Here is an 8,412-nt window from a genome sequence, read left to right as displayed (position 1 = left end):
TATTTTTATTACAGTGTTTAAAAAGCAGAGAGGTGTTGTATGATGCTTAATATATCCGACCTCTGCGTTTCTTTGAATAAAACCCCTATACTGCAAAATATTAGTTTCCATCTTTCCGAACATGATTTTCTTGTTATCGCAGGCAAAAACGGAGCCGGAAAGACAACGCTGATTAAGGCGATAATGGGCGAATACCCTTGTAAAGGGCGAATATCATTGATTTCAAAAAATATCAGCCTTTATTCTGCAACCGAACGCGCTCGCAAGATCGGCGTTATGTCCCAAAAAGTAAATCCACAGTTTTCATATACCGTATATGAAGTCGTGTCTCTTGGGAGATATGCCCATAAGCAGGGGCTTTTTGATCGTTTAACTCAGGAAGATAAGCAAATAATAGAAGACTCGCTTGAAAACACGCAGACAGGCCATCTTCGTGACCGATCGATTCAAACCTTGTCAGGCGGAGAATTTCAGCGAGTGATGTTGGCAAAATTATTTGCTCAGCGCCCCAACATTCTTATCCTTGACGAGCCTGCGAGCCATTTAGATTTTAACCATCAGCTAGGCATATTTGACATTCTAAAAAAATGGGCCGAGCAGGATGGCCATGCAGTAATTGTTGTAGGTCACGATTTTAATTTTATTCGAGCTTACGCTAATAATGTTTTGCTGCTTGATGAGGGCAAAATCAGAGCATACGGAAAAGTCAACGAAGTCCTTACACCCTCAAACCTTGAGTCAGTTTATCATACCGATGTCTACGGCTGGATGAAAAAACAGCTTTCACAGTGGCAGTAAATATATTATAATCAAGGAGGTACTTTCCAGTGCCTCTTTTTAAATTTATCTAAAGATTAGGGCAATTCTTACGAATTATATTATATAAGAGTTTGATAATCACCGGAGGATGGATATGAAATATATACTAAAAAGGACACTCAGCTTCTTAATCACTGCATTTTTTGTTTTAAGTCTGCTTCCCCCCAGCGCAAAAGCGGCAGACGGGCAGTATGTACTTACTTCAATTAAGTTAAAAGGCTCGCCGACTGCAGTTAATGTAAGCGGAACAACATCCGCAACCATAACTGTGTCTTACAATACAGCAAGTTCTGTCGACCTGTCAAACGGGCTTGACATTTACTACGACACAACAGTCTATTCATCTGCCAGCGCCAGTTTTCCGAAGACCTCACTGGCCACAATCGACGGTCCTGCCGTTGAAATGCTGGTCTCATATCAGTTAATCGGCGACAGCTCAGTCTATACTACTACATACTCTATAAGTATCGTCCGTGGACAGTATACTCCGCCTACCTTCACCGGAACTATTTCAAAAAATGCAATCAAAGGCAATAACATTAACTTTACGGCTTCAGACTTTACGCAGAGATATTCCGCAAATGACGGAAACGATATAGGCGCTATACTTATCACCGGAATTAACCCAAGTTTTGGTTCAATGCAGTTGAACGGAGCTGATTATAACTTCAAAGATCCGGTAAGTATCAGCGAAATTTCTTCTGGTGCTCTTTCATTCGTTTTAACCGAAGGAGGAACTGTATCATATGTTGTAAAAGCCTATGCAGGGACTGATACTTCATCTCCAATAGGCAGTGTAATATTAACAATACAGGGTGTGTCAGCTCCGCTTATAACAGGAGCGGTTACACGCTCAACCTCTATAAATTCATCTATAGTATTCACAGCGTCTGATTTCTCCAGCAAATGCAGTCTTAACGGCGGAACCCTGTCAAGTATAGAAATAACGCCTACCAATTCCGGTTTTGGAACGTGGTATTCAGGCACATCCGCATTTACCGGAACGAAAAGTTTCACCGCCACTTCAATCAGTACTTTAAAATTCACCGGAACTGCAACAGGAACCGCAACCTTTACATGGCGTGTCTCAAGTGAAGGCGGACTTTCACTTTCAGGTAACGGCAGCATTACAGTATGTGACGCACTGTCTCTTACTCCCTATATTGGATCCAATATTGGTCGTGGTGCAACTTGGGCAGTTTCTCCCTCGCATTTTCAATATTCGCCAGATACGGTGCCAATTACATACGTAAAAATAACTGCTATCCCTGCCGCTGCCTCAGGCACCCTTACGCTTGCCGCTTCTATAAATGCAAACTCAACCTATGGTTATCCAGCTATAACTGCCGATACAGCGCTCAAAAATGGTGCCATTATCCCATATGATTACCTGCAATATCTGAGAGTCAATACAACCCCGACAGGAACAGCAACAAGCCTATTTTTTTCATGGACAGCGACAAGCGATACTGTCGCATCCTCCGCGAAATGGGCAACAGCTGTGGCATATACGCTCAACTTTGATACGACTACAACCATTAGTTATAACACCGAATATAACACTTCCGTTCAGCTCGTTGCTTCAGATTTTACCACAGCATTCAAAAGCGCCGCCGGAAGTACCTTATCTTATGTAAAATTTAAACTGCCATCATCCTATTACGGTCAGCTATATTATAAATATGTATCTTCATCCTCATATGAATCAACTGTTTCCGCAAGCACAAAGTACAGCACAGGCTCAAGTGATCCGTCTATTTCAAATATTACATTCGTGCCTTATACGGGATATTCGGGGACACTTACAATATATTTTACAGCTTACGATTCAAAAGGGACTTCTTATAATGGTCATCTGGTAATTACAGTCGGCAGCAGCGATGCTATTACATATACGACTTATAAAAATACCCCTGTTATCATAAATGCAGCCGATATCAGCAATGCTTTTGAAAATGCAACGGGATTTTCTCTATACTATGTCCGATTCACTCTGCCATCCGAATCCGACGGGAAGCTGTATTATAATTATACATCAGCGTCTCTATTCGATTCGGTCGTTTCAAACAATACCCGATATTATAGATACTCAACTCCTTACCTGTCCAATGTATCATTTGTCCCCTACACTGACTATACAGGATCGGTAACTCTATATTACACCGGTTATTCTTCAGACGGTTACACCTATGCCGGCACTATAACGATACTTGTAGAAGAAAACCAATCAGTCCTGTCTTACTCTACCAGTATGAGTACACCCGTATCACTGGATGTCGCTGATTTCAGCACAATGTTTACGGCTTCAACCGGATATGCATTATCATATATTAAGTTTACACAGCCTTCCGCTACTAAAGGAACACTGTATTACAACTATACATCTTCGGACAATTATGATTCTCAGGTTTCATCTACAACAAAGTATTATAAAAATTCTTCGCCTTTTATATCAAATATCTCTTTCGTTCCATACACAGGATTTACCGGAATAGTCACAATTAAATATACCGCATGCAGTACGAACGGATATTCTTACTCAGGAAATTTTACGGTTACAGTCGGCGAAGGCAACATATCAGTGAATTATATAACTTCAATGAATACGCCCATAACACTTGACGCAGCAGATTTCAACAATGAATTTTACAGCGAAACCAGTTCCTCAATTTCTTATGTCAAATTTTATCCTCCGGCTTCTTCAACCGGCAAACTCTATTATAACTATACATCGCCAACCAATTACGGTTCAGCAGTTACATCAAGTTCAAAATATTACCGCAGTTCAATTCCTTATATATCAAATATAACTTTTGTGCCTAACTCGGCTTTCAGCGGCACGGCAGAGATTAACTTCACAGCATATAGTGAGAACGGCGATTCGCTCTCTGGGGTTATGCTAATAACGGTGAACGCAAAAAATTCCGAATATTTTAGTGATGTTGATTCGAATTATTCCTGGGCTGTAGATTCTATAGATCTCTTGTATGAAAACGGAGTTATCAGCGGAACTGATTCCGGGACTTTTAGTCCTTCAAGCAATGTTTCTCGCGGCGATTTTATGCTGATGCTATATCGTGCATTTGACCTTAGCGCAACGCCAAGCGGCAGTTTTTCTGATGTAAACAAAGGTAATTATTATTACGACGCTGTAATGACTGCAAAAGCGCTGGGCATTGCAGGAGGCAGTGGCGGAAGGTTTTATCCATCTTCACCTATAACTAGAGAAGACGCAATGGTGCTTGTAATGCGAACGCTTGAGGCTACTGGGAAAACCATTTCGGGAAGCAGCAGCAATTTAAACTCTTTCAAAGATAAAGACGGCATCTCCGATTATGCCGTGGATGCTGTTTCCGCCCTTGTAAACGCCAAAGTGATATATGGTGATAACAATCTTGTTAATCCGAAAGCCAATCTCACGCGAGCTGAAATTGCCGTTATATTAGAACGTGTCTTAAGCATTAAACAATGATTATACAAATAAAAAAAGACGTCAGCTGACGCCTTTTTTATTATCCGCTTTACTTTACTAATATTTTAGTAATTTCAGCAATATACAGCATGTGATAATCTTTATCGGGATACCATTTTTCTATATCATGGCTTAAAAAACATTCAGGCTGATAATCCTGCGCAAATAATTTTTTACATATAAGCGCTATTCTAGCTTCACTAAAATATGGTGTATTCCCATCGTGTTCAAGCGTAAAACCCGATTTTTCAATTTTATTTTCATCCCGTCCGGAAACTGAACCGAAATAAGAAAGCTGCTTTTTCATTGTCTCTTCATAAAAAGTTAGCGAAAAAGTATCAGAACTATCTAGAAACTGTTTTGTATAACGCTGTGGGCGTATAACAATAAATGCAACATTTTTTCCCCACATAACGCCGAGTCCGCCCCATGACGCTGTCATGGCATTAACCTTGCCATCTTTTTCGGCTGTAACAAGCATCCAGTCCTTCCCTATAAGCTTAAAAGGGCTTTCAGAAAGCTTCTCTGGTGCCAATTCATGAAACTCAAGCATTTGCAAATTCTCCTTGTAATAATTGACTTTTTGTAATATTTTAATAGTATTATACGAATTTTCAGTTATAATATATTATTTTGTGTAATATTTTAGTTCTTCTTTCCAAAATGTTTATTGTAATTATCAATACAATCTTCAATCACTTTTAATGCATCTTTAGACCCGCCAAGTTCTTTGACGGCTGTTTCTTTTCCTTCAAGTTCTTTATAAACCGAAAAGAAATGCCGCATTTCATCAAAAATATGTGACGGCAGCTCTTCGATATCCTTATAATTATTATATGTCGGATCATTATATGGGATTGCAATAATTTTTTCATCTGATTTTCCGTTGTCAATCATTGATATTACACCAATCGGATAACATTTTACTAGGGTAAGCGGATCTAAAGATTCACTGCAAAGAACAAGAACATCAAGCGGATCGAGATCATCGCCATATGTTAGAGGAATAAAACCATAGTTCGCAGGATAATGTGTCGAGGTATGAAGTATTCTATCAAGAATTATATGTCCTGTTTCCTTATCCAGTTCATATTTTTTCTTACTGCCCTTTTCAATTTCGATAACGGCAATAAAGTCATCTGGTTTTATACGATTTTTTGATATATCATGCCAAATATTCATAAAAGCCCCCAAAAAAAGTATATTTTATATCGTATTATACATTTTATAACTGCCTTTCGTCAATTTATTCTATAATATTAAATATTTTTAAGTGGAATAATAATTGCGGAGGTGTTTCCGCATGAAAAAATTGACCGCGGTCATACTCTGTATCGTACTCGTTTTTACAATGTCTTTCGGAACATTTGCACAGGCTACAACCTATACAGTAAAATCAGGCGATACAATGTGGCTGATCGCTAAAAAATTCGAAATTGGGCTTGATGAGCTAAAAAAAGCCAATCCGCAAATCAAAAATGCAACATTGATATATGTCGGACAAAAAATCAATATCCCTGAGGGTGCACCGTTAAAGAGCGTTGAATCACAGGTATTTGATCTGGTAAACAAAGAGCGTGCAAAATATGGTCTTACTCCTTATAAAATGAACTGGGAGTTATCCAGAGTCGCAAGATTAAAATCTCAAGATATGATCAATAAGCACTATTTTTCACACACTTCTCCTACCTACGGTTCACCATTCAAAATGATGGAAAGCTTCGGTCTTCACTTTTCAGCTGCAGCTGAAAATATTGCAATGGGGCAACGTACCGCACAGGAAGTTATGAATGCTTGGATGAATTCTCCCGGACATCGCGCAAATATATTGTCAAGGTCATGCACCCAGATAGGAATTGGCGCCGCAAAATCATCAAACGGAACTTTATATTGGACTCAAATGTTTATGAAACCAGCATATTAAATTTAAGAGGGGTCAAAGCCCCTCTTTTTATTTGTAATTATAGAAACTTAAAACAGCTTTGTAGGTATTGTAAACATCAAGTTTTGATACGACTTCATAAGGTGAATGCATTCCGAGAACAGGAACGCCTACGTCTATTGTATTTACGCCAAGCTGTGCAATATATTTAGCAACTGTTCCGCCGCCGCCCTGATCGATTTTTCCAAGCTCCCCTATCTGCCATGGCACATCTTTAAATATTCGGCGGATTTTCGCAACAAGCTCAGCATTAGCGTCGGACGTATCACCTTTTCCGGCATGTCCGGTATATTTCATTACTCCTATTCCGAAGTTTAAAAAAATGCTGTTTTTTAGGTCGTATACATCTGCATAATTTGGATCAAATGCGGCAGATACGTCAGCTGACAGGCAAAGAGAATTTCTAAACATATCTCGGGCAGAAACATTCTGAGCTGCCGCAATATCCTCAAGAAAATAACTCATAAAATGAGACTGCATACCTGTAAGTCCCGTGCTGCCTATTTCTTCTTTATCAGCAAGTACACATACGCAAGAGTATTCTGGTATTTCCATATCCAACAAAGCGCGCATTGCAGGATATGCGCATACCCTGTCGTCATGTCCATACGACCCGATCAGGCTTCTATCTAGGCCTACGTCTTTTGCTTTAAATGCCGGAACAATTTCAAGCTCAGCAGACACAAGATCTAACTCTGTAATTCCATACTTTTCGTATAAAATCGACAAAATATTCAGTTTTACCTTCTCTGAAACTTTATCATCTTTAAATGGACGGCTTCCGACTAAGATATTCATGCCCTCGCCCGAGATGCCGTTCCTCATTGTCTTTTCCATCTGATCTTTTGCAAGGTGCGGTAAAAGATCGTTTAGAACGAATATAGGATCTCCTTCGTCCTCGCCGATAGTAACATTTATTATACTGCCATCTTCCAAACAAACAACCCCATGAAGTGAAAGGGGAATCGATAACCACTGATATTTCTTCAGCCCGCCGTAGTAATGCGTTTTTAAAAGGGCAGCATTGTTGTCTTCAAAAAGCGGACGCGGTTTAAGATCAAGTCTGGGAGAGTCTATATGTGCAGCTGAAATTTTTACTCCATAATCAACCGATTTCTTTCCATAAATAAAAAAGAAAGCTGACTTACCGCTATTAGACATGTATACTCTATCGCCGGCCTGATAGCGTGTGTTCTTTCCGAAAGGCTTAAAACCTTTCTTTTCAGCTTCAGAAATCAAAAAGCTAACACATTCACGCTCTGTTTTTCCGTTATCAAGAAAATTTTTATACTCACCGCAAAAAGCATATGCGCAGCTGATTTCGTCCTCCTGCATCGTCTCATAAGCATTTTTAGGGGCATACGAAAGCTTGTCCTTTAAAAGTTCTCCATCTGTTTTGTCTGACATAAAAAGCCTCCAATCTCCGTAAATAAATATTTTTATAATCACGGCTGCCGCTTTTTAGGCAAGCGACCACCTTTATTTAAATAGTTTTATTTATTACAACTAAATTATTCTTTTTTAAATCTGGATACAGAATTTTATATATTTTTTTATATAACATAACTCGCTTAATGTATTTATCTGTTTCATCATAGGGAATAGAAATAAGAGTTTTGCCGTCTTTGGAATATCGGCTGTCAGTAAGCCATTTGTCAACTCTCCCCTGACCGGCATTATAAGCTGCAAGAGCCGTCGTTTCGTCACCGTATTTACTGATTAAAAGAGAAAGATTCAGCGTCCCGTATCTAATATTTTTTTCCGGGTCGGTCAGATGTTCCTCATCAAACTCTTCAAGATCAGGCGTTTTTGAGTATAACCAGAATAATGTATCCTTTGTCAGCTGCATCAAACCTTTTGCCCCCTTACCGGAAGCGGCGTTTGGTTTAAAATTGCTTTCAGTTTTAATAACAGCAGCTATAAGCGCCTGCTCGACGCCGTACTCTTCGGCATATCTCGAGATATTATTACGGTATGATAACGGAAACATTTCGTTAGTTATATATCCATAAGCTGCAATAACTGTTATTGCAGCGGCAATAATAATTATCAGTAATTTTTTCATCGGCCACCTTTATTAAACAAGTCTTCAAGCAATTTGTCTATTTTTATTTTAAAAGATTCTTCGTCCCCATTATTCAAAATTATATAATCTGACTGTGTTTCGTAAAAGCTATCG

At 39.1% G+C, this 8,412-nt stretch carries 7 protein-coding genes; 3 read left to right on the top strand and 4 right to left on the bottom strand.

Going from position 1 to position 8,412, the window contains the following annotated elements:
- Window positions 1-39 precede the first annotated feature (39 nt).
- The gene (locus Q8865_10230; GenBank protein MDP4153792.1) at window positions 40-798 is read left to right on the top strand and encodes an ABC transporter ATP-binding protein; all 759 of its coding nucleotides are present in this window, start codon (window positions 40-42) and stop codon (window positions 796-798) included.
- A 115-nt stretch (window positions 799-913) separates the two neighbouring features.
- On the top strand, window positions 914-4,291 hold the full coding sequence (locus Q8865_10225) for an S-layer homology domain-containing protein (GenBank protein MDP4153791.1): 3,378 nt from the start codon (window positions 914-916) through the stop codon (window positions 4,289-4,291).
- A gap of 49 nt (window positions 4,292-4,340) precedes the next feature.
- Here Q8865_10225 and Q8865_10220 read toward each other — a convergent pair whose 3' ends face one another.
- Both Q8865_10220 and Q8865_10215 read right to left on the bottom strand, forming a co-directional pair.
- Window positions 4,341-4,844: a flavin reductase gene (locus Q8865_10220; protein ID MDP4153790.1), complete on the bottom strand. Its 504-nt coding sequence runs from the start codon at window positions 4,842-4,844 to the stop codon at window positions 4,341-4,343.
- 92 nt (window positions 4,845-4,936) lie between these two features.
- The gene (locus Q8865_10215) at window positions 4,937-5,473 is read right to left on the bottom strand and encodes an inorganic diphosphatase (GenBank protein ID MDP4153789.1); all 537 of its coding nucleotides are present in this window, start codon (window positions 5,471-5,473) and stop codon (window positions 4,937-4,939) included.
- 121 nt (window positions 5,474-5,594) lie between these two features.
- Here Q8865_10215 and safA point away from each other — a divergent pair, with 121 nt between their 5' ends.
- Window positions 5,595-6,215 (top strand): SafA/ExsA family spore coat assembly protein, encoded by a 621-nt coding sequence (gene safA / locus Q8865_10210; GenBank protein ID MDP4153788.1) that lies wholly within the window; start codon window positions 5,595-5,597, stop codon window positions 6,213-6,215.
- Between the two features lie 27 nt (window positions 6,216-6,242).
- Here the strand turns inward: safA and Q8865_10205 are convergent, their stop codons facing one another.
- Together Q8865_10205 and Q8865_10200 are read right to left on the bottom strand one after the other, a co-directional pair.
- Window positions 6,243-7,640, bottom strand: coding sequence for an aminopeptidase (locus tag Q8865_10205; GenBank protein ID MDP4153787.1), 1,398 nt, complete (start codon window positions 7,638-7,640; stop codon window positions 6,243-6,245).
- A gap of 76 nt (window positions 7,641-7,716) precedes the next feature.
- Window positions 7,717-8,298: a lytic transglycosylase domain-containing protein gene (locus tag Q8865_10200; protein ID MDP4153786.1), complete on the bottom strand. Its 582-nt coding sequence runs from the start codon at window positions 8,296-8,298 to the stop codon at window positions 7,717-7,719.
- Window positions 8,299-8,412: the final 114 nt, after the last annotated feature.

The organism is Bacillota bacterium (assembly GCA_030705925.1).
GTDB lineage: Bacteria > Bacillota > Clostridia > Oscillospirales > Feifaniaceae > JAUZPM01.
The sequence above is the reverse complement of the archived record's forward strand: the minus strand, read 5'-3'. Positions and strand labels throughout refer to the sequence as shown.